Annotated in this window: 10 protein-coding genes; 4 read left to right on the top strand and 6 right to left on the bottom strand. The window is 73.3% G+C overall.

Annotated elements, in window-relative coordinates:
* Positions 1 to 48 precede the first annotated feature (48 nt).
* Both ACFWZ5_RS30135 and wrbA read right to left on the bottom strand, forming a co-directional pair.
* Entirely contained in the window at positions 49 to 1,092 is a 1,044-nt protein-coding gene (locus ACFWZ5_RS30135) for a methyltransferase (RefSeq protein ID WP_384792988.1), read from the bottom strand.
* A gap of 60 nt (positions 1,093 to 1,152) precedes the next feature.
* Positions 1,153 to 1,776, bottom strand: a complete 624-nt coding sequence (gene wrbA, locus ACFWZ5_RS30140; RefSeq protein ID WP_384792985.1) for an NAD(P)H:quinone oxidoreductase — start codon at positions 1,774 to 1,776, stop codon at positions 1,153 to 1,155.
* Positions 1,777 to 1,973: 197 nt separating this feature from the next.
* Here wrbA and ACFWZ5_RS30145 point away from each other — a divergent pair, with 197 nt between their 5' ends.
* Positions 1,974 to 3,059 (top strand): arylcarboxylate reductase, encoded by a 1,086-nt coding sequence (locus tag ACFWZ5_RS30145; RefSeq protein ID WP_384792982.1) that lies wholly within the window; start codon positions 1,974 to 1,976, stop codon positions 3,057 to 3,059.
* Positions 3,060 to 3,128: 69 nt separating this feature from the next.
* Here the strand turns inward: ACFWZ5_RS30145 and ACFWZ5_RS30150 are convergent, their stop codons facing one another.
* From ACFWZ5_RS30150 to ACFWZ5_RS30160, 3 genes are all read right to left on the bottom strand, one after another.
* The gene (locus ACFWZ5_RS30150; protein WP_384792978.1) at positions 3,129 to 4,112 is read right to left on the bottom strand and encodes an ACP S-malonyltransferase; all 984 of its coding nucleotides are present in this window, start codon (positions 4,110 to 4,112) and stop codon (positions 3,129 to 3,131) included.
* A gap of 75 nt (positions 4,113 to 4,187) precedes the next feature.
* Entirely contained in the window at positions 4,188 to 4,838 is a 651-nt protein-coding gene (locus ACFWZ5_RS30155; RefSeq protein ID WP_384792975.1) for a response regulator, read from the bottom strand.
* Positions 4,839 to 4,840: 2 nt separating this feature from the next.
* The gene (locus ACFWZ5_RS30160) at positions 4,841 to 6,034 is read right to left on the bottom strand and encodes a sensor histidine kinase (protein WP_384792972.1); all 1,194 of its coding nucleotides are present in this window, start codon (positions 6,032 to 6,034) and stop codon (positions 4,841 to 4,843) included.
* Positions 6,035 to 6,233: 199 nt separating this feature from the next.
* Between ACFWZ5_RS30160 and ACFWZ5_RS30165 the strand changes: the two genes are divergently transcribed.
* Genes ACFWZ5_RS30165 through ACFWZ5_RS30175 form a run of 3 tightly spaced genes read left to right on the top strand, consistent with a single transcriptional unit; the run spans position 6,234 to position 8,574 of the window.
* Positions 6,234 to 6,749 carry a YceI family protein gene (locus tag ACFWZ5_RS30165; RefSeq protein WP_384792969.1) on the top strand — a complete coding sequence of 172 codons (516 nt, stop codon included), beginning with the start codon at positions 6,234 to 6,236 and terminating at the stop codon, positions 6,747 to 6,749.
* Positions 6,734 to 7,771 (top strand): ABC transporter ATP-binding protein, encoded by a 1,038-nt coding sequence (locus ACFWZ5_RS30170; RefSeq protein ID WP_384792966.1) that lies wholly within the window; start codon positions 6,734 to 6,736, stop codon positions 7,769 to 7,771. The genes ACFWZ5_RS30165 and ACFWZ5_RS30170 overlap by 16 nt, the downstream gene beginning before the upstream one ends.
* Positions 7,768 to 8,574 carry an ABC transporter permease gene (locus ACFWZ5_RS30175; RefSeq protein WP_384792963.1) on the top strand — a complete coding sequence of 269 codons (807 nt, stop codon included), beginning with the start codon at positions 7,768 to 7,770 and terminating at the stop codon, positions 8,572 to 8,574. The genes ACFWZ5_RS30170 and ACFWZ5_RS30175 overlap by 4 nt, the downstream gene beginning before the upstream one ends.
* 125 nt (positions 8,575 to 8,699) lie before the next feature.
* Here the strand turns inward: ACFWZ5_RS30175 and ACFWZ5_RS30180 are convergent, their stop codons facing one another.
* On the bottom strand, positions 8,700 to 20,174 hold the full coding sequence (locus tag ACFWZ5_RS30180; RefSeq protein WP_384891577.1) for a type I polyketide synthase: 11,475 nt from the start codon (positions 20,172 to 20,174) through the stop codon (positions 8,700 to 8,702).
* Positions 20,175 to 20,178: the final 4 nt, after the last annotated feature.

Genomic DNA, 20,178 nt, shown 5'->3' on the forward strand with positions numbered 1-20,178 from the left:
CCATTGCGGCGGGGGCACGGGCACAGGCGCGAGAGGGACGGCGGCGAACTACGACGGTTTGCGCGCGCAGAGCATGATGGCCTCCTCCATGCCCAGGACCGTCCGCGACGTGAGTTCAAAGCCCGCTGAGCCGAGCCACTGCTCGAACTCCTTGCCCGTGTACACCATCCCCTCGCCGGAAGCGAAGGCGAGGAAGTACGCGGACAGATACGCCGCCTGCACGGGTCCGGTCTCGTCGTCGTGCTGGTAGGGCGCGATGATGAACAGGCCTCCCCCCGGCGGCAGCGCACGGTACGCCTTGGCCAGGAGCTTCTGGATGCGTTCGGGCGACCAGATCTCCAGGAAGTGGGCGAAGAGCACCGCATCGCAGCCGGAGGGGAACTCGTCGCTGAAGGCGTCGATGCCGGCGACCTGCACCCTGTCCGCCAGGCCGAGCTCCTCGACCCGCGCCTTGGCCGTGGCCGCGACCGAGGGCAGGTCGGCGATCGTCATGTGCAGATCGGGCCAACGGTCCGCCAGGTTCTCCGCGTTGGCTGCGGTCCCACCGCCGACATCCAGCAGGTGCCGGTATCCCGAAAGGTCGAGGTTCTCCTTGATGGCCGCGCCGAACTTCCGGCTGTGGAAGGCCATCATCGTGTGGAATTCGGCCTCCAGCTCGGCGTTCTCGGTGAGCCGCTCGTAGAGGTTGTCGGAACTGCCCGCCATGACGCGCCGCAGCCCGACGTTGGTGTTCTCCTGCACCGATTCGGGGAGCCAGGTCAGCGCCCGGTACATATTGCGGCTCTCCCGGGTGATGATCGATGTCATCGTCCCCTCGTAGTCGCCGCTGACCCCCTTCGTCAGGGGGGTGTTGTAATAGCTCTGGCCTTCCTTGCGCAGCAGCCCCAGCACGGTGCATCCCAGCACGAGGATGCGGGCCGGCTGCTCCTCCAGGTTCAACCGCTGGGCGATGTCCTTGACGCAGAGGCCGGGTTCGTTCTCCAGCGCGACGAAGAGACCGGCCCGGCATGCGGCGACGAGATACTGGAACCGGTAGTGGTCCGCCAGCATGATTTCGAGCTGCGTCTCGACGGGCAGTTCCGACAGTTCCATTTCGCTCCTCCAAAGTTGTGTGTTGTCGCGCCGAACGCCTTCGCCCGGAGCCCGGCCGGCTCAGGCCGCGGGTTCGGCGGGCGACAGCCGCGCGGCGGTACGGGCCACCAGCGCGCCCGTGAAGCGGGCCGCTTCCAGGTCGCTGTCGGTCGGCATCAGCCCTTCGGGGCCTCCTGCCTGGGCGACCGGCCCGTACGGGCTGGAGGCGCGGAGCTGCACCGGGTCGGCGTAGCCGGGAGAAACGATCAGCATGCCGAAGTGCATCATTGCGGTCAGCAGGTCATGAACGGTCTGCTCCATGCCGCCGTGCGGGCTGGAAGCGGTGGAGAACGCTGCGCCCACCTTCCCCTGGAGCGCGCCGCTCATCCACAGCCCGGAGGCGCCCTCCAGGAAGTGGCGCATCGAGGCCGCCATCCCGCCGAACCGGGTGCCGCTGCCCAGGATGATCGCGTCGGCCCAGACCAGATCGTCGAGAGTGGCGACCGGGTGCGGGGCCACGCGCTCGGTGAACAGAGCTCCGGTGTGCGGCGCCTGGGCCAGCGCTTCGTCGCCGCGGATGTCGGACACCCGCAGCAGGCGGACGTCGTCGGAGTTGCCCGCCTTCGCGGCGCCTTCCGCGACCGCACCGGCCAGGGACATGTTCGACCCGGCATGGCTGTGAGCGATCACTGCGATCTTGGCCATAGAGAAGCAGACTCCTCGGCGGTAAGGGGTGAGGGGGTGCGGGAGGAGAGCGAGAGGCGAAGTGCCGGGGCTGGGGCCCGTGTTCACGCCACAAGCGTCCCTTGCGCACCTCACGCTAGACTCGTCGTCCCTGGTCCTGGCCCCGCCGCCGGGCACACTAGGGGATTCCCTATCCGGTCCCTGCTGATACTGCCGCCATGTTGGTGACGATGAGCGCGGAGGAGTCGAGGTCGCTGACCGATGGTTGGCTGGCCCGGGACCTCGACGAGTGGACACGGCACGTGCTGCGGCGGCAGTTCGACCCGGAGACGGGATCCCCCTACTGGCTCAAGCGCCGCGCCGAGCTGGGCTTCGACCCGCTCGACCTCGGCGGCTACGACGACCTGGCCGCGTTCGGCCACTTCGACCTCGCCGTCCTGCGGGACCTCGACCCGGCCGATCTCGTCCCGGCCGCCGTCCCGCGCCCCCTCGGCGGCCGTGTCCGGGAGACCGGCGGCACCACCGGCAAGCCGGGCCGGGTCTTCTACACCGAGAAGATGTCGGCCGCCCGGACCGCCTGGCGGTTCCACGGCTGGCGGACGTCCGGGTTCCGGCCCGGTGCCACCTGGCTCCACGCGGGCCCCTCCGGGCCGCACATCGTCGGTGAAGAGGCCGATTTCCTGGCCGACATGTGCGGGTCCACCGTGTACTCCATCGACCTCGACGCACGGTGGATCAAGCACCTCATCCGTGGTGGCCGACTGCTCGAGATGGAGGAGTACGTCGACCACGTCGTCGAGCAGATCACCGACATCCTCGACATCTGCCCCGTCGACTACCTGCACACCACCCCGGCCACGGTGCAGGCCCTCATCAACCGCCGCCCCGATCTGATGGCTCGCCTTTCCGGGGTCTACCTCGGCGGCACCCAGCTCACCCCCGACGCCTACCGCAGGTTCTCCGAGGCCATGCCCGGCGGCGTGATCGGGACCATCTACGGCAACACCCTCGGCTGCGCCAACGGCCTCGCCTCGCCCGACGGGGGCGCCACGCTCCCCTACGTGCCGAACTACCCCCACCTGACCATGTCCGTGGTCGACAGGACGGACCCCGGCCGCGTCGTGGACTACGGCGAGGTGGGCCAGGTGCGGCTGACCGTGTTGCACGAGGACCTGTTCCTGCCCAACATCCTCGAACGCGACCAGGCGATCCGCTTCCGGACCTCCGAGGAGTGGCCGTGTGACGGCGTGGCCAACGTACAGCCGCTCCAGGTCAGTTCGGAGCGGCCCGAGGGCCTGTACTGAGTCCGGGCGGCGGCCCGTGCCCCTGCGCCGCCGCCTTCCCCGTCGTGTGACGGGACGCCGGCCGCCGCCTCAGCGGCGCAGCGGCACCCCGTGCTCGAAGACCGCCGCCACTGCCCGTGACACCGCGTCCGGGCTGTCGACGAACACGACGGGGAAGGGGTAGCGCAGCGCGTTCAGGATGGGGGAAGGGCCCACGACCAGCCCCAGTCGGGCTCCGTGCTGCCGCATCTCCCGGGTCAGGTGCACCAGGCTGATGGGCTCGACGACGTTGTCGACGAACATCTCGCGCACCTCATCGGCACGGGTCAGGGTCTTCTGCTCCAAGGACGAGCAGAGCGTCAGCGCCGGGTCGGTGAACGACACCGCCGAGACGTGCCCGCGGGTCGCCTCCCGGGCCTGGGCCCGCAGCGGGCTGTGCACCGCCACGTCGGCGCCCTCGGTGATGGTGACCATGCCGCCGGTCTCGGCGCTGAGCTTCTCCAGCGCGTCCCGGTAGCCGCTGAGCATGACGATCCGCACTTTGCGGTCCGTGTCCCAGCCGAAGTCGCAGCTCAGGAAGACCCCGTCGCGGTCGGCGCAGAGCTCGGCCGGGTCGCCGTCCGGATCCAGATAGGCGGAGGCGATGGCTTCTTCCCGCCCCGGCTCCGTCCCGGCCTGCGCCTGCGCCTGCGCCTGCGCCTGCGCCTGCGGCGGCTGGTGTTCACCGCGCATCAGCACATCCATGAGCCCCCGGCGTTCGCACGCCCCGGCGACGCACGAGGCGACCATGCCGCCCAGGCTCATGCCTCCGGTCATGTGCGGGCGCAGCCCCTTCTGGGCGAGCACGTCCTGGATGCCGAGCTGGGCGGCGGCCAGCCCTACGGACACCGCGCGCCGCCGGACCTCATCGTCGTAGTCGCCGTCCTGGCGCACCAGCGTCTCGACATCGAGGCCGGTCCACGCCGAAGCCTGCGCGAACGACTCGCGCACCGCCGGGTACTGGTCGTAGAACTCGATGACCCCGCTGGGTTCGTAGTGGAACAGATTCGTACCGAATATGGACGCCAGAGCCATGTGTCACCTCCCATGACGCGGGTCACACTAGGCAAGAAAGTCCAGGGACTTTCCCAGAGCCGAGGGCTTCGCGGGCTAGGAGTCGACGATCCCGGCGTCATACGCGAGCAGCCCGGCCTGGGTGCGGTTGACGCAGCCCAGTTTGTCCAGCGTGCGCGACACATAGCCCTTGATGGTGGCCTCGGAGAGGTACAGCCGCGCCGCGATCTGCGCGTTCGACAGGCCCTCGCCGAGACCGGCCAGCACCTGCAACTCCCGCTCGGTCAGCGAGCCGACCAGCTCGCGTGCGCGTTCCCGGGCCGACAGGCTGTCCGTCGACGCCGCGATGAGCTTGCGGGCGACGGTCGACGACAGCACGGTGTGCCCCTGCGCCGCCGAGCGCACCAGGCCGATCAGTTCCTCCGGCGGCGTGGACTTGACCAGGAAGCCGGACGCGCCGGCCCGCAGGGCACGCAGCACGTACGGGTCGGCGTCGAAGGTGGTCAGCACCACGATGTGCGGCGGTTCCGGCAGCTCGTTGATGCGTTCGATCGCGGTGAGCCCGTCCATGCCGGGCATGCGCAGGTCCATCAGGACCACGTCCGGTCGGCTGCGCCGGACGGCGGCGAGGCCGGCAGCGCCGTCGTCCTCATCGGCGACGACCTCGATGTCCTCGGCCGAGCCGAGAATGGTGCGCAGGAACACCCGCACCATGGGCTCGTCGTCGACCAGCAGCACTCGGGCCATGCTCACACCGCCGTTTCCGCAGTCGGTACATGCGCGGGCAGCGTCGCCTCGACGCTGAATCCGCCGTCGGGGCCGGGACCGGCACGGAGCTTGCCGTGTATCAGGTCGACGCGCTGTCGCAGGTGGGCGATGCCCAGGCCGGAGCCGGCGAGGATGTTGTTCGGCCTGCTGGTCGGTGGCGTGTTGTGCACGGTCAGCCGCAGCCGCGCCTCGTCGTACTCGACCCGCACGGTCACCCTTGTGTCCGGCGCGTGCTTGCGCACATTGGTCAGCGCCTCACGCAGCACACGGTAGGCGACGCGCCCGACGACGGGTGAGGCGTGTGCCGGGTCGCCCTCCTGGATCAGTTCGGTGGGGATGCCCACCGCGACCGATTCGGCGACCAGGTCGTCGAATCCGCCCACCGACGGAGTGCGGTCGCCGTCGGAGGGCGTACGCAGGATGCTGACCAGGTCCCGGAGCTCTTCCAGGGCCTGGCAGCCCGCGGCCCGCAACTCCTCCGCGGCCCGCCGGGTGGTGTCGTCCTCGGCGGTCACCCGCAGCGCTCCGGCCTGGAGCACCATCAGGCTCACCCGGTGCGTGACCACGTCGTGCATCTCGCCGGCCAGCCGAACGCGCTCCTCGGCGCGCGCCTGTTCCGCCAGCAGGTACCGCTCCCGCTCGGCCCGTTCGGCCCGCTCCACCAGGGCCTGCACCATCCGCCGCCGGGCGTCGAGGTACAGCGCGAGCAGCGGCCCGACCGCGGTGCGCAGCAGCCCGATCGTCATGGTCGCGAACGAGGAGTCCCAGGGCCGCATGACGATGACGGTGAACACGGCGAGCACGGCGAACGCGATCCGGCGGTTGCGCAGATAGAACAGCGGGCCATAGGCGGCCGGCAGCGTGGAGTAGGGGGCCCAGACGCCGTCGGGGTGCGCCGGCTCCAGCAGGCCCGCCGGTGAGACGAGCAGGGACACGGTGAGAGTGAACGCGGCGAGCACCCCGACGACGGCGAGCGGGGCGACGCGGCGGGCGGCCAGCGTGCTGCCGGCGAGTATCTGCGCGCCCAGCAGGACCCAGGCCCCGGTGCCCGGGTCCCGCGGCCACCAGGTGGTGCCGAGCAGCGTCGTAGCGGTGTCGAGCAGCACGAAAGCGACCGCGATCGCCACGTCCACGGCCACCCAGTGCCGCCGGTGCCACGGTCCCCCCTCAGTCATGCCCTCACTGTAGGGCACACGCACCGCCGTTCCGCCTGCGCGGGAGCACGGCTGCTGCCGGCGTCCGGGCGAAGCGGACAGCTGCCCTCGCGGACCCTACGAAAGTCGTATGCCACCCGCGACGACCGGCCGTTCGTCGCATCCGGAAGCAACCGGCGGCCCTGCCGAGGGGTGGCGTCGGTGCGGTGCACTGGGCGGCATGAATACGACGGGCAGCAACGCCACGACGATTCCCCGGCTCGGGCACTACACGATCGACACGTCCCGCTCGTCGATCGCGTTCGCCGCGCGGCACTTCTTCGGTCTCCTGCCGGTGCGCGGCACGTTCGGGATCCGGGCGGGCACGATCGAGGTGGCCGAGCCCCTGTCCGGGTCGAGCATGCGTGTGGAGGTCGACGCCGGGAGTCTCAGCAGCGGAAACGAACACCGGGACACCGAGGTGCGGTCGGCGAAGTTCCTCGACACCGACCGCCATCCCCTGATCACGTTCGTCTCGGAGCAGGTGGACACCACGGCCGTCTCCGGCACGCTGACCGCGTGCGGCGTCGAGCGGCCCGTGAGCCTGTCGATCGTGCGCTGCGAGGTGACCGAGGAGACCTTCACCGTGCGCGCCACGGCCAGGGTCGACCGTACGGACTTCGGGATCACGGCGGCCCGCGGCATGGCGGGGCGCGTGCTCGACCTGACGTTGGAGGCCACATGCGTACGCCGGTGACGCCGCAGACTGCGCCCCGGGGCGGGGAGAGGGCAGGCACGGCCGACGCGGTCGTGGTGGAGGACCTGAGGAAGAGCTACGGGCCGGTGCAGGCGGTGCGCGGGGTGAGCTTCTCCGTGCGGCATGGCGAGATCTTCGCGCTGCTCGGCCCCAACGGTGCCGGCAAGACCACCACCATGGAGATCCTCGAGGGGTTCCGCACCCGGGACGCGGACACCGGACGGGTCGACGTGCTCGGCCTCGACCCGGGCGAGAAGGCCACCGCGCGGGCGCTGCGCGAACGGATCGGACTGGTGCTGCAGGACGTCGCCGTCGAGCCCTACCTCACGGTGCGCGAGACGGTTGCCCGCAACGCGGGCTACTACCCGGCTCCGCGCGACATCGACGAGGTGATCGACCTGGTCGGCCTCGCCGGGATGGCGAAGAAGAAGGTCCGCACGCTCTCCGGCGGGCAGAAGCGCCGCCTGGACCTCGCGCTGGGGATGATCGGCGACCCGGCTCTGCTGTTCCTCGACGAGCCGACGACCGGATTCGACCCGAACGCGCGCCGGGGTGCCTGGCAGCTCGTGCGGGCCCTGCGGGATGCCGGGACCACCATCCTGCTGACCACGCACTACATGGAAGAGGCCCAGGAGTTGGCCGACCGGGTGGCGGTGATCGCCGACGGACGGATCGTGGCCGAGGGAACCCCCGCCACCCTGGGAGGACGCAACACCGAGCGGGTCCGGATCCGTTTCGCGCCGCCGCCCGGCTGCGCACCCGACGACCTGCCGGTGGCGGCCCTGCCCGGCGAGGACGGACTGGTCACCGTGGAGTCCGCGGAGCCGACCCGGACCCTGCACCAGCTGACCGACTGGGCGCTGGCCCACAACGCGGTACTCGCCCAGCTGACGGTGGACCGGCCGAGCCTGGAGGACGTCTATCTGCGGCTGACCGGCTCCAGCCAGGGGGTGCCGACAGGCGCCCCGGAACAGACACCGGGACGCGCCCCGGAGAAGACCTCCGAAGGGAGCACCCTGTGAGCACCGCCGTCGCGCACGCCGCGGCCCGGCCGGCCCGGAGCCGTGGCCTCACCCTGCTGTGGCATCAGATCCGGTACGAGCAGCTCACGTTCTGGCGCAACCCGCAGAGCGCGTTCTTCACCTTCATCCTGCCGATCGTCGTGATCAGCGCCTTCGGCCTGCTGTTCGGCGACGTCGGCAAGAGCTCGTACTTCTACGGGCGGTCGGCGCTGCAGTACTACATCGCCACCATCACGGCGCTGTCCATCCTGGGCGCCTGCTACAGCCAGTTGGCGATCGTGCTCTCGGCGCGGCGGCAGAACGGGCTGCTCAAGCGCGTCCGGGCGACTCCCCTGCCCGCGTCCGTGTACTTCGCGGGCCTGCTGGCGCACTGCGCCTTGGTGAGCACCATCGACACCGTGCTCATCACCGCGATCGGCCGGGCCTACGGCGTCTCGCTGCCCCCCGCCTCGCAGTGGCCCGCGCTCCTCCTGACGGTGCTGCTCGGCGCTGCGGCCTTCTGCGCGCTGGGCGTCGCGGTGGGCTCGCTGATCCGCAACGCGGAGGCCGCGCCGTCCGTCGTGCAGTTCGTCCTGTTCCCCATGGTGTTCATCTCCGGTACGTACATGCCGATCCACTCCGACGCGCTGAGCGCCGTCACGGGTGCACTGCCGGTGAAGCCGTTCAACGACGCCCTGCTCGCGGCCTTCACCAACGCCGACACCGGCCCCGCCTGGCAGGACTACGGCACCCTGCTGCTGTGGGGCGTGCTCGGCGCGGTGGTGGCGGTCCGCCGGTTCCGCTGGGACCCGCGGCCGGAGTGACCACCCCCCAGACCGCGGGTTGATGCGGTTCCCCCGTACCGCGCCTCGCGGCAGAGGCCGTGACCCCTGCGTCCCCCGGCAGGGTCACGGCCTCTATGCGGCTCGCACATCGGTGAGTCAGTACGTCAGTGCAGCTCGTCGAGCCAGGTGTCGACGACGTGTGCCGTGGTGTCCGAGAAGTCCTCCAGCATGGTGAAGTGGTTGCCGGGCACGTCCACGGTGTGGTCCGCTTCGCTCCAGCCGGTCTGCCACTCCTCGGGCGCCATCTCCTTGCCGTTCAGCGGCTGGCTGGAGCGCACCAGGAGCACGGGGGCCGCGAGCTTCCCGGGCCGCCACTGCCCCAGCAGGTTGAAGTACCAGCTCATCGCGGACAGCCGGGCGGCGTCCATGAGAGCGAAGTCGGCCTCCCGTTCGAACATGCCGCCGAGCAGCTGGTCCCCGAACTGGTCGAGCGAGTCGTCACCGGGCACATAGGTGTCCAGCAGCACGACTCCCGCCGGCCCCCGGCCCTCCTGCTCCAGGCGCGCGGCCGTCGCATACGCAAGGACCCCGCCGGAGGACATGCCGAGCAGCGCGAACGGCTCCTCGCCGACCTGCTCGCGCACCATCCGCGCCAGCAGCCCGACGAGGGCGTCCTCTGTGGCCGGCAGCGGCTCTCCGGCCGCGAACCCGGCCACCGCCAGAGCGGTCACGTCCCGCACGTCGCGGAACGCCGAGGCGAACCGTGCGTACTGGTGCACCCCGGCGAGCGCCACGTAGGAGCTGAGGCAGACCAGGCGCACCGGCCGGGGGCCCTTGGCCAACCGGACCGCGGTGGGCGTGCGGTGCACCGCGGAGGCGTCGGCGAAGGTGTCGCGAAGCCGGGCGACGCTCTGCAGCAGCTCGAAGCCCTCGTGCAGCCGGCCCTCCGTGCTGGCCCGGCGGAACAGCCGGCCGATGGTCTCGTCGGTGTCGCGGCCCGGGTCGGGCGCCGCGGCCGCGGCCGGCCCGGCCGGGCCGTCGCCGAACCGGGTGTGCAGGTGCTCGGCCAGCTCGGCCGGTGAGGCGTGGTCGAGGGCGACGGTGGCGGGCAGCGCCAGGCCGGTGGAGGCGGCCAGGGCGTTCCGCAGCTCGACCGAGGTCAGCGAGTCGAGGCCGAGTTCCAGGAAGAGCTGGTCCGGCTCGACCGCCTCGGCGGAGGGATGCCCGAGCACGGTGGCGGTGATGCCGCGTACCAGGTCGAGCAGCGCCTGGCGCCGGGCCGGGCCGGCCAGGGCCCGCAGCCGCTGGGCCGTCGCCGGGCCGGTGTCCTGGCCGGCCGCGGCCCGCCGGGTGGCGGGCCGGGCCAGGCCGCGCAGCAGCGGCGCGGGGTCGGGGCCCAGTGCCGCGGTGTCGAGCCGGACGGGCACGAGCGAGGCGGCGTCGGCGCGCAGTGCGGCGTCGAACAGACCGAGGCCTTCGGCGTCGCCGAGGGCGAGCACGCCGCCGCGGGCCATCCGGCTGCGGTCCGCCTCGTCGAGGCGGCCGGCCATGCCGTGCTGCCAGGCTCCCCACGCCAGCGACGTGGCGGGCAGCCCGTCGGCCCGCCGCTGCTCGGCCAGTGCGTCGAGGAAGGCGTTGGCGGCGGCGTAGTTGGCCTGTCCCGGAGTGCCGAACACGGCGGCCGATGAGGCGAACAGCACGAAGCCGGCGAGGTGCCGGTCACGGGTGAGGTCGTGCAGGTGCCAGGCGGCGTCCGCCTTGGCACGCAGCACCGCATCGAACCGGTCCGGGGTGAGCGAGGTGAGCACGCCGTCGTCGAGGACACCGGCGAGGTGGACCACGGCGGTGAGCGGGTGCTCCGGGCCGATGGCCGCCAGGGCCGCGGCCAGCGCCGTCCGGTCGGCGGCGTCGCAGCCGACCAGCGTGGCCTTTGCGCCGAGCCCGGCGAGTTCGGCCCGCAGTGCCTCGGCCCCGGGCGCATCCGGTCCGCTGCGGCTGAGCAGGTGCAGCCGGCGCACGCCGTGCCGGCGCACCAGGTGCCGGGCGACCAGGCCGCCGAGGGCGCCGGTGGCACCGGTGACGAGCACGGTGCCGTCCGGGTCCCAGTCCTCGGGCCGGCCCCGGGGGCGGTCCTCGGGCGTCTGCGGTGCGGCATCCGCCGGGGACGACGGGCGGGTCACCCGGCCGAGCCGGGCGGCGTACAGCTGCCCGGCACGGGCGGCGAGTTGTGGTTCCCCGGCGTCGAACGCGGCGGGCAGCGCCAGGGCCGAGGCGTCCTGCCCGTCGACGTCGACGAGCAGGAAGCGGCCCGGGTTCTCCGACTGGGCCGTGCGCACCAGGCCCCACAGGGGCGCGCAGGCCAGGTCGCCGGGGCGGGTCGCGCCGTCGCCGAGCGCGCCGCGCGTGACGAAGGCCAGCCGGGCGCCGGCGAACCGCTCGTCCCCGAGCCAGTCCTGCGCCGTGCGCAGGGCCGCGCCGGTGATGTCCCGTACGGAGCGGGTGAGTTCGGCTCCGGTCCGGGAGGCGAAGGAGACCAGGACCAGCTCCGGGAGGGTCATGCCGTCGCGCGCCGCGGCCGACAGCGCGTCGAGGTCCGCGAAGGACTCGACCCACACGCCCGCCCCGGCCAGTACGTCGACGATGCCGAGGGCGTCCGGGCCGACCAGCACGCAGCGCCGGGACTCCGGCCCCGGCTCGCGGGCCGGCAGCGGCGTCCAGTCCACCCGGAACAGCGCGTCCGCGTGCCGGTCCGGCTCGTCGTGGCCGGTGGCGAGCGGGCGCAGGGCCAGCGCTCCGACCGTCGCGACGGCCTGTCCTGCGGGGTCGGCGGCGCTGATCGCCACCTCCCCGGGCCCGGTCGCGGTCAGTTGGACCCGCAGCGCTGTGGCGCCGTGGCCGTGCAGCGCCACGTCGCCGAACGAGAACGGCACGAGGCGGCCGGCGGCGTCGGGCAGCAGATACGCCAGGGCGTGCAGGGCGGCGTCGAGCAGCGCCGGGTGCAGGCCGTACCGTCCGGCCTCGGCGCGGACCGGATCGGGCAGCGTCACCTCGGCGTACAGCTCGTCGTCGCGCCGCCAGAGCGCGCCCAGGCCGCGGAAGGCCGGACCGTAGTGGATGCCGTCCGCCGCGCCGTCCTTCGTTCCGTGCTCCGCCGGGTTCTCGTAGAGCCCGTCGAGCGGCACCTCCTGCGCGCCGTGCGGCGGCCAGAGGCCGGCCGCGAACGGCTCGGCCTGCTCCACACCGGTGGTCAGCGTGCCGCTGGCGTGCAGGGTCCAGGGTTCCCCCTCGGGCGCGCCCGCGGGGCGTGAGGAGATCCGCACGGCGTGGCCGCCGGTTCCGGCGCTCTCCCCGGAGGGCTCGACGACCACCTGAAGCTGCCGCTCGCCCGCGTCGAGGCGCAGCGGGGCGGACAGGACCAGTTCCGCCACCCGGTCGCAGCCGACGTGGTCACCGGCGTGCACGGCCAGCTCGATCAGCGCGGTGCCCGGCAGCACCGCCGCGCCGCCGACGCGGTGGTCGGCCAGCCACGAGCCGGTGGCGGCGAGCCGGCCGGTGCACACGAATCCGCCGTCGGCCAGCGGCAGACAGGCGCCGAGCAGCGGGTGCTCGGCGCCGGTCAGACCGGCGGCGCCGAGGTCGGCCGGGGACGATCCGGCCTCGGCCCAGTAGCGCTGCCGGTGGAAGGCGTACGTCGGCAGGTCCACGCGGCGCGCGCCGGTGCCCTCGTACAGCGCCCGCGGCACAGCCTCCCTGCCGTGCACGAGCAGCGGGCCGAGCACTTCGGCGAGGGTTGCGGTCTCGGGCCGGTCGCGGCGCAGCACCGCGCCGGTGAACGGCGCCCCGCCCGGGCGCGGTTGCCCGTCCCGGGCGGCGTCCTCCTCCGCGAGGCACTCCTCGACCGCGGCCACCAGGGCGGGGTCCGGGCCGAGTTCGACGAAGGTCTGCACGCCCGCGGCGCGCAGCCGGGTGACCGCGTCGTGGAAGCGCACGGTCTCGCGGGCCTGCCGCACCCAGTACCCGGGGTCGCCGAAGCGGTCGGCGTCCGGCTCCTCGCCGCAGGTCGGCACGGTGGGGATGCGCGCGGGGTGGTACGTCACCGATTCGGCGACCGCGCGCAGTTCCGTCAGCATCGGCTCCATCCGGGCCGAGTGGAAGGCGTGGCTCACCCGCAGCCGCTTGCTGGGGCGGCCCGGGAACCGCTCGGCCACCGCGAGCACGGCCTCCTCCTCACCGGACAGCACCACCGACGAGGGGCCGTTGACCGCGGCGAGGTCCACTCCGGGGCCCAGCAGCGGAGCGACATCGGCCGCTGCCGCCCGCAGCGCGAGCATCGCGCCGCCCTCCGGGAGGGCCTGCATCAGCCGGCCGCGGGCCGCCACCAGCCGGCAGGCGTCGTCCAGGGTGAGCACACCGGCCACGTGCGCCGCGGCCAGCTCGCCGACCGAGTGCCCCACCAGATAGTCGGGGGTGCCGCCGCAGGACTCCAGCAGCCGGTACAGCGCGACCTCCAGCGCGAACAGCGCCGGCTGCGCCCAGCCCGTCAGGACCAGCGCCTGCTCGTCGGCGAACATCACCTCGCGCAGCGGCGTGCCGGGCTCGGCCAGTTCGGCGTCGAGGCGTTCGCACACGGCGTCCAGGGCAGCGGCGAACACCGGTGAGGCTCCGTACAGCTCCTTGCCCATGCCGAGCCGCTGGCTGCCCTGTCCGGTGAACAGGAACGCCACGCGACGCGACGCGCCCCGGCCGTGCGCCACGCCCGGCGCGGCGCCGCCGGCCGCGATCGCGTCGAGGCCGGCCAGCAGCCCTTCCCGGTCGGTGCCGATCGCGAGCGCGCGGTGGTCGAAGACGGTGCGTGTGGTGGCGAGGGAGAAGCCGACGTCGAGCGGGGCGAGTTCGGGCTGCCGCACCAGGTGCGCGCGCAGGGCGGCGGCCTGGGCGCGGACCGCCGCCTCGGTGCGCCCGGACACCAGCAGCGGCAGCACCGGCGGCGCCGGCCTGGTCACGGGCGCCGGGGTGGCTGCCGTGCGGGATGCCGGGGCCTCCAGGATGACGTGCGCGTTGGTGCCGCTGATGCCGAAGGAGGAGACGCCCGCGCGCCGGGGCCGGCCAGCCGCCGGCCACGGCACCGCCTCGGTGAGCAGCTCGATGTGCCCGGCCGACCAGTCGACCTGCTCGGTCGGCTTGTCCACGTGCAGCGTCGGCGGCAGCACGCCGTGCCGCATCGCCTGGACCATCTTGATGACGCCGCCGACGCCGGCGGCGGCCTGGGCGTGGCCGATGTTCGACTTGATCGAGCCGAGCCACAGCGGCCGGTCCTCGGGGCGGTCCTGACCGTAGGTTTCCAGGAGCGCCTGCGCCTCGATCGGGTCACCGAGCACGGTCCCGGTGCCGTGCCCCTCGACGGCGTCCACCTCCGTGGGCCGCAGCCCCGCGCGGGACAGCGCCTGGCGGATGACGCGTTCCTGGGCGGGGCCGTTGGGCGCGGTGAGGCCGTTGGAGGCGCCGTCCTGGTTGACGGCCGAGCCGCGCAGCACGGCGAGCACCCGGTGCCCGTTGCGGCGCGCGTCGGAAAGCCGCTCCATCAGCAGCATGCCGACGCCCTCCGCCCATCCGGTGCCGTCGGCCGCGGACGCGAAGGACTTGCACCGGCCGTCGGGGGCGAGGCCGCGCTGGCGGCTGAAGTCGACGAAGGTGCCCGGGGTGGCCATCACGGCGACGCCGCCGGCCAGCGCCGTGTCGCACTCGCCCTCCCGCAGCGCCTGCGCGGCCAGGTGCATCGCCACCAGCGAGGAGGAGCACGCGGTGTCGACGGTCACCGCCGGCCCGTGCAGGCCCAGGAGGTAGGCGACCCGCCCGGTGGCCACGCTGCCCGCGGATCCGGTGCCGAGGAACCCTTCGGCGCCCTCGGGGACGGTCTGCAGCCGCGCCAGGTAGTCGTGGTACATGACGCCGGCGAACACGCCGGTGGTCCCTCCGCGCAGCTCGGCGGGGTCGATGCCGGCGGACTCGACCGCCTCCCAGGACGTCTCAAGCAGCAGCCGCTGCTGCGGGTCCATGACCACCGCCTCGCGCGGCGAGATGCCGAAGAAGGCCGCGTCGAACTCGGCGGCGTCGTGCAGGAAGCCGCCCTCCCGCACATAGCTCGCCCCGCCGGCGTCCGGGTCCGCGTCGTACAGCCGCTCCAGGTCCCAGCCGCGGTCGGACGGGAACGGCGTGACCCCGTCGGCGCCGGAGATCACCATGTCCCACAGGTCGTCCGGGGTGCGGACCCCGCCGGGGTACCGGCAGGCCATGCCGACGATGGCGATCGGGTCGTCGGTGTCCGCTGCGCGCCGTACCGGCAAGCTCGTGGCCTGCTGGGGCTGTTCGTCTCCGAGCAGCCGTTGCCCCAGGTGGCGTGCCACGGCGTCGGCGGTCGGGTGGTCGAAGACCAGGGTCGCGGACAGCCGCAGGCCGGTGACCGCGCCCAGGTGGTTGCGCAGCTCGACCGCGGTGAGCGAGTCGAAGCCGAGGTCACGGAAGGGCTGGTCCACCGCCACGTCGTCCGGCGTGTCGTGGCCGAGCACGGTGGCGGCCTGCGCCTGCACGAGGGCGCGCAGGGCGGCCAGCCGGTCCTCGGGCGACAACGGCACGAGCCGGTCGACGAGCGATGCGGCCGCGGCCGCATCGGCGCGGGCCGCCCGTCGCCGGGGGGCCCGCACCAGGGAGCGGAACACCGGCGGCAGACGGTCGGCGGTCTGCCGCAGGGCGGCCAGGTCGAGCCGTACGGGCAGCACCGCCGCATGCCCCGACGCGCCCGCCAGGTCGAACAGGGCGGTGCCGTCCGCGGCGGTCAGCGGCAGCATGCCGCCGCGGGCCATGCGGCGCAGGTCGGCCTCGCCGAGCGCGTCGGTCATCTCGCCCGGCCCCGCCCACAGGCCCCAGCCCAGGGAGAGCCCGGCGAGTCCGTCGGCCGCGCGCCGCTCGGCGAGCGCGTCGAGGAAGGCGTTCGCGGCGGCGTAGTTGCCCTGGCCGGGCGCGCCGAGCGCGGCCGAGACCGAGGAGTACAGCACGAACGCCGTAAGCGGCGCGGCGGCCGTCAGCTCGTGCAGGTTGAGCGCGGCGTCCACCTTGGGGCGCAGTACCTGCCGCACCTGCTCGGGGCTCAGCGACGCCACCGTGGCGTCGGCGAGCACACCGGCGGTGTGCACGACGCCGGTCAGCGGGTGCTGCGCCGGGATGTCGTCGAGGACGGCCGCCAGCGCGGCGCGGTCCGCCGCGTCGCACGCGACCAGGGTGACCTCGGCGCCGAGTTCGCTCAGGTCGGCGACCAGGTCGGCCGCGCCCGGCGCCGCCGCGCCCCGGCGGCTGAGCAGCAGCAGGCGGCGCACGCCGTGCGTGGTGACGAGGTGGCGGGTGATCACGCCGCCGAGGTGTCCGGTGGCGCCGGTGACGAGCACGGTGCCGCTCGGGTCCCAGACCGGGGCAGGATCGGCCGTCAAGGCAGTGCCTGAACTGGCTTCCTGGGCCTGGTCCGCTGCCGGCTGCGGCGGCGCCGTCACGCCGGTGAGCCGGCCGGCGAGCAGCGCACCGTCCCGCACCGCGAGCTGCGGCTCCGCCGAGCCGATCGCGGCGGCGAAGGCAGCCCGGCCGTCGACGAGCTGGAAGCGGCCGGGGTGCTCGGACTGCGCCGACCGCACCAGGCCCCAGACCGCCGCGCCGGGCAGGTCCCGCACTGCGTCCGCGGGCCGGGCCGACACCGCGCCGTCGGCCGCGAAGACCAGCCTGCTCGCCTCGAACCGCTCGTCCGCGAGCCAGTCCTGGATCAGTGTGAGGGCCCGCAGCACGGCGTCGTGGGTGGCCCGGGCCAGTTCCGCGCCCGATGGCCCTGTCGCGGTCACCACCACGTCCGGTACGGCCCGTCCGGCATCGACGGCGGCACGCAGCGCCGCCAGGTCCGGGTACCGCTCACCGCTGCCGGGCAGTACGCCGGCCCCGTCGAGGGCGACCCAGTCGGGCGCGTCGGCGTCCGGTGTCTGGACCGGTGTCCAGGCGACCCGGAACAGGGCGTCCCGCGGGGCCGCGTCCGCCGGCTGGGCCGCGGCGGGGTCCGCGGCCATCGGCCGGAGCGTGAGCGAGGCCGCCTCCGCGACGGGCCGCCCCGAGACATCGGCGACCTGGAGCGTGACGCTGTCCTGTCCACTGGGCGTCAGGCGTGCCCGCAAGGCGGTGGCTCCCACCGCGTGCAGCGTCACCCCGCTCCAGGAGAACGGCAGCCGCCCGCGGGCGTCCTCCCCGCCGGGCTCGGTGGCCCGGACGGCACCGAGCGCCATCGCGTGCAGCACCGAGTCCAGCACCGCCGGGTGCATGTGGAACGAGTCGGTGTCCGGCTGCGCCGGGTCGGTGAGCAGTGCCTCGGCGAAGAGTTCGTCGTCGCGCCGCCACGCCCGGCGCAGCCCGCGGAAGGCCGGCCCGTACCGCAGGCCCAGTTCTGCCAGGCCGTCGTAGAGCCCGTCCAGCTGCAGCTCCTGGGCCCCGTCCGGGGGCCACTGGGCCAGGCCGTACTCCGCGTCCCGGGGTTCGTCGGCCGTGGCCGGCGCGATCAGGCCGGTGGCGTGCGGGGTCCACTGCTCGGCCGGTTCGTCGTCGCGCCGGGACGACACCTGCAGGGAGCGGCAACCGTCGGCGTCCGGCGCGCCGACCAGCAGCTGCAGATGCACGACACCGGTCTCCGGGATCACCAGCGGAGCCGTGAGGGTCAGCTCCTCGACCCGTTCGCAGCCGACTCGCTCACCGGCGCACAGGGCGAGTTCGAGGAATCCGGTACCGGGGAACACGATCTGGCCGGCGACCTGGTGGTCGGCCAGCCACGGCTGCGTCTTCCCGGACAGCCCGCCCAGCAGCAGTACGTCTCCGGACCCCGCCAGGCTGATGACGGCCTGCAACAGGGGGTGCCCGGCCCGCGTCGAGCCGAGCGGCAGCGGACCGGCGGTCAGGCGGGCGGTGGGCCAGTAGCGCTGGTGCTGGAAGGCGTAGGTGGGCAGGTCCACCGTCCGGGCGCCGGTCGGGGCGTAGAACGCCGCCCAGTCCACGTCGACGCCGGCCGCCCACAGGTGTGCGAGGGCCGTGACGGCGCTGACGGCTTCGGGCCGCTTGCGGTGCAGCACGGGTACGGCGAGCGGCGCGGACGCGTCATCGGCGGTGGCCGTCTCCTCGACGGCGGCCGTGAGGGTGGCGTCGGGGCCGACTTCCACGTAGCGGGTGACGCCCAGGGCGGTCAGGCGGCTGATCGCGTCGGCGAAGGCGACCGTGCCGCGGACCTGGTCCACCCAGTACGGGGCGGTGAACTCCTCGGTCAGCTCACCCGTGAGCGTCGAGACGATCGGTATCGACGGATGCCCGTACGACACTGCGGCCGCGGCTTGCCCGAACTCCTCCAGCATCGGGTCCATCAGCGCCGAGTGGAAGGCGTGGCTGACCTCAAGCCAACGCCCCTGGCGGTCGGGCAGGGCGGCGGCCACCGTCTCGACGGCCTCGCGCGTGCCGGAGACCACCACTTGGCCCGGGGCGTTCACCGCCGCCACCGAGACGCCCTCGGCAAGCAGCGGAGTGACCTCGTCGACGGTCGCCCGTACCGCCCACATCGCGCCGCCCTCGGGCAGCGCCTGCATCAACCGGGCACGGGCGGCCACCAGTTCACAGGCGTCCGCCAGCGACAGCACACCCGACACATGCGCAGCCACCAGCTCACCCACCGAGTGGCCGACGAGGTAATCGGGCGTGACACCCCACGACTCCACCAGCCGGAACAGCGCCACCTCAACCGCGAACAGCGCGGGCTGCGCCCAGCCGGTCTGCCCCAGCGCCCGGGCGTCGGTGAACATCACCTCCCGCAACGGACGGTCCAACAGCTGATCGAAGTGCGCACACACCTCATCGAGAGCGGTCGCGAACACCGGGAAGACCTCCGCCAACTCCCGGCCCATACCGACCCGTTGGCCACCCTGACCGGAGAACACAAACCCCGTCAGGCCGGAGCGAGCCACACCCGGCACCAGCTCACCGGCCGCCACAACAGCAAGCTGCGTACGCAGTTCCTCGGCATCTGCGCCCAGCACGACCGCGCGATGCTCCAGACCCGAACGTGTGGTCGCCAACGACAACCCCACATCCACCGCACCCATATCCGCATCCGGGACCACGGACAGCAACCGCGCGGCCTGCGCCGCCACCCCCTCCCGAGAACGGGCGGACACCACCCACGGCACCACCGGCAGACCGACCACAGGCGCCGCCGCAGCCTCCTCCTCCAGCCCGGCCGGGGCCTCCTCCAAGATGACATGCGCGTTCGTACCACTGACACCGAACGCCGACACGCCCGCCCGGCGCGGCTGCTCGCCGCGCGGCCACTCACGCGCCTGCGCCAGCAACTCCACCGCACCCGACGACCAGTCCACATGCGACGACGGCCTCTCGGCATGCAGCGACTTCGGCAGACTCCCGTGCCGCATCGCGAGAATCATCTTCATCACGCCCGCGACACCGGCGGCGGCCTGCGTGTGCCCGATGTTCGACTTCACCGAACCCAGCCACAACGGCCGCTCTTCAGGGCGCTCCTGGCCGTACGTCGCCAACAACGCCTGCGCCTCGATCGGATCACCCAGCGTGGTGCCCGTGCCGTGCGCCTCCACCGCGTCTATCTCGGACGCGGGCAGGCCGGCGTTGGCCAGCGCCTCGCGGATGACGCGCTGCTGCGAGGGGCCGTTCGGCGCCGTCAACCCGTTCGACGCGCCGTCCTGGTTGACCGCGCTGCCGCGCACCACCGCCCACACCCGGTGACCGTTGCGCCGCGCGTCCGACAGGCGTTCCAGGACGAGCACACCCACACCCTCGCCCCAGCCGGTGCCGTCCGCGTCGTCGGAGAACGCCTTGCACCGACCATCAGCGGCCAGACCGCCCTGCTTGTCGAACTCCACAAACGCACCCGGCGTCGACATCACCGTCACCCCACCAGCCAGAGCAAGCGAACACTCACCCGACCGCAGAGCCTGAGCCGCAAGGTGGAGCGCGACCAACGACGACGAACAAGCCGTATCGATCGTCACCGCCGGGCCTTCGAGCCCCAGCGCATACGACACCCGACCCGACAGCACACTGCCCGAACTACCCGTACTGGCGTAGCCCTCCATGGACTCGCCCGCCAAGGCCATCGCGGTGGGGTAGTCCTGCCCGTTGGTGCCCGCGAACACCCCCACGGGCAGCCCGCGCAGCGACAGGGGTGCGATGCCCGCGCGTTCCAGGGACTCCCAGGCGACTTCGAGGAGCAGTCGCTGCTGCGGGTCCATCGCCAGCGCCTCACGCGGCGAGATGCCGAACAGCCCGGCGTCGAAGTCCGCCATGCCGTCGACGAAGCCTCCGACGCCCGGACCGCCGTCCCAGCCACGGTCCTCGGGGAAGGCGCCCATCGCGTCGACGCCGTCCGCCAGCAGCTCCCACAGGTCTTCGGGCGAGGCGACGCCGCCGGGGAAACGGCAGCCCATGCCCACCACGACCACCGGGTCGGCCCCGGCCGACTCCATGTCCCTCAGGCGCTGTTTGGTCTCGTGGAGTTCGAGCGTGACCTTCTTCAGGTAGCCGAGAAGTCTTTCCTCGTCGCTCATCAGC

The sequence above is a fragment of the Streptomyces sp. NPDC059003 genome (assembly GCF_042740445.1).
Lineage (GTDB): Bacteria > Actinomycetota > Actinomycetes > Streptomycetales > Streptomycetaceae > Streptomyces.

Excerpts from the sequence above, each read along its gene's own strand:
- ACFWZ5_RS30165 (WP_384792969.1), top strand. The coding sequence starts at position 6,234 with ATGAATACGACGGGCAGCAACGCCACGACGATTCCCCGGCTCGGGCAC.
- ACFWZ5_RS30180 (WP_384891577.1), bottom strand. The coding sequence starts at position 20,174 with ATGAGCGACGAGGAAAGACTTCTCGGCTACCTGAAGAAGGTCACGCTC.
- ACFWZ5_RS30160 (WP_384792972.1), bottom strand. The coding sequence starts at position 6,034 with ATGACTGAGGGGGGACCGTGGCACCGGCGGCACTGGGTGGCCGTGGAC.
- ACFWZ5_RS30170 (WP_384792966.1), top strand. The coding sequence starts at position 6,734 with ATGCGTACGCCGGTGACGCCGCAGACTGCGCCCCGGGGCGGGGAGAGG.
- ACFWZ5_RS30155 (WP_384792975.1), bottom strand. The coding sequence starts at position 4,838 with ATGGCCCGAGTGCTGCTGGTCGACGACGAGCCCATGGTGCGGGTGTTC.
- ACFWZ5_RS30150 (WP_384792978.1), bottom strand. The coding sequence starts at position 4,112 with ATGGCTCTGGCGTCCATATTCGGTACGAATCTGTTCCACTACGAACCC.
- wrbA (WP_384792985.1), bottom strand. The coding sequence starts at position 1,776 with ATGGCCAAGATCGCAGTGATCGCTCACAGCCATGCCGGGTCGAACATG.
- ACFWZ5_RS30145 (WP_384792982.1), top strand. The coding sequence starts at position 1,974 with ATGTTGGTGACGATGAGCGCGGAGGAGTCGAGGTCGCTGACCGATGGT.
- ACFWZ5_RS30135 (WP_384792988.1), bottom strand. The coding sequence starts at position 1,092 with ATGGAACTGTCGGAACTGCCCGTCGAGACGCAGCTCGAAATCATGCTG.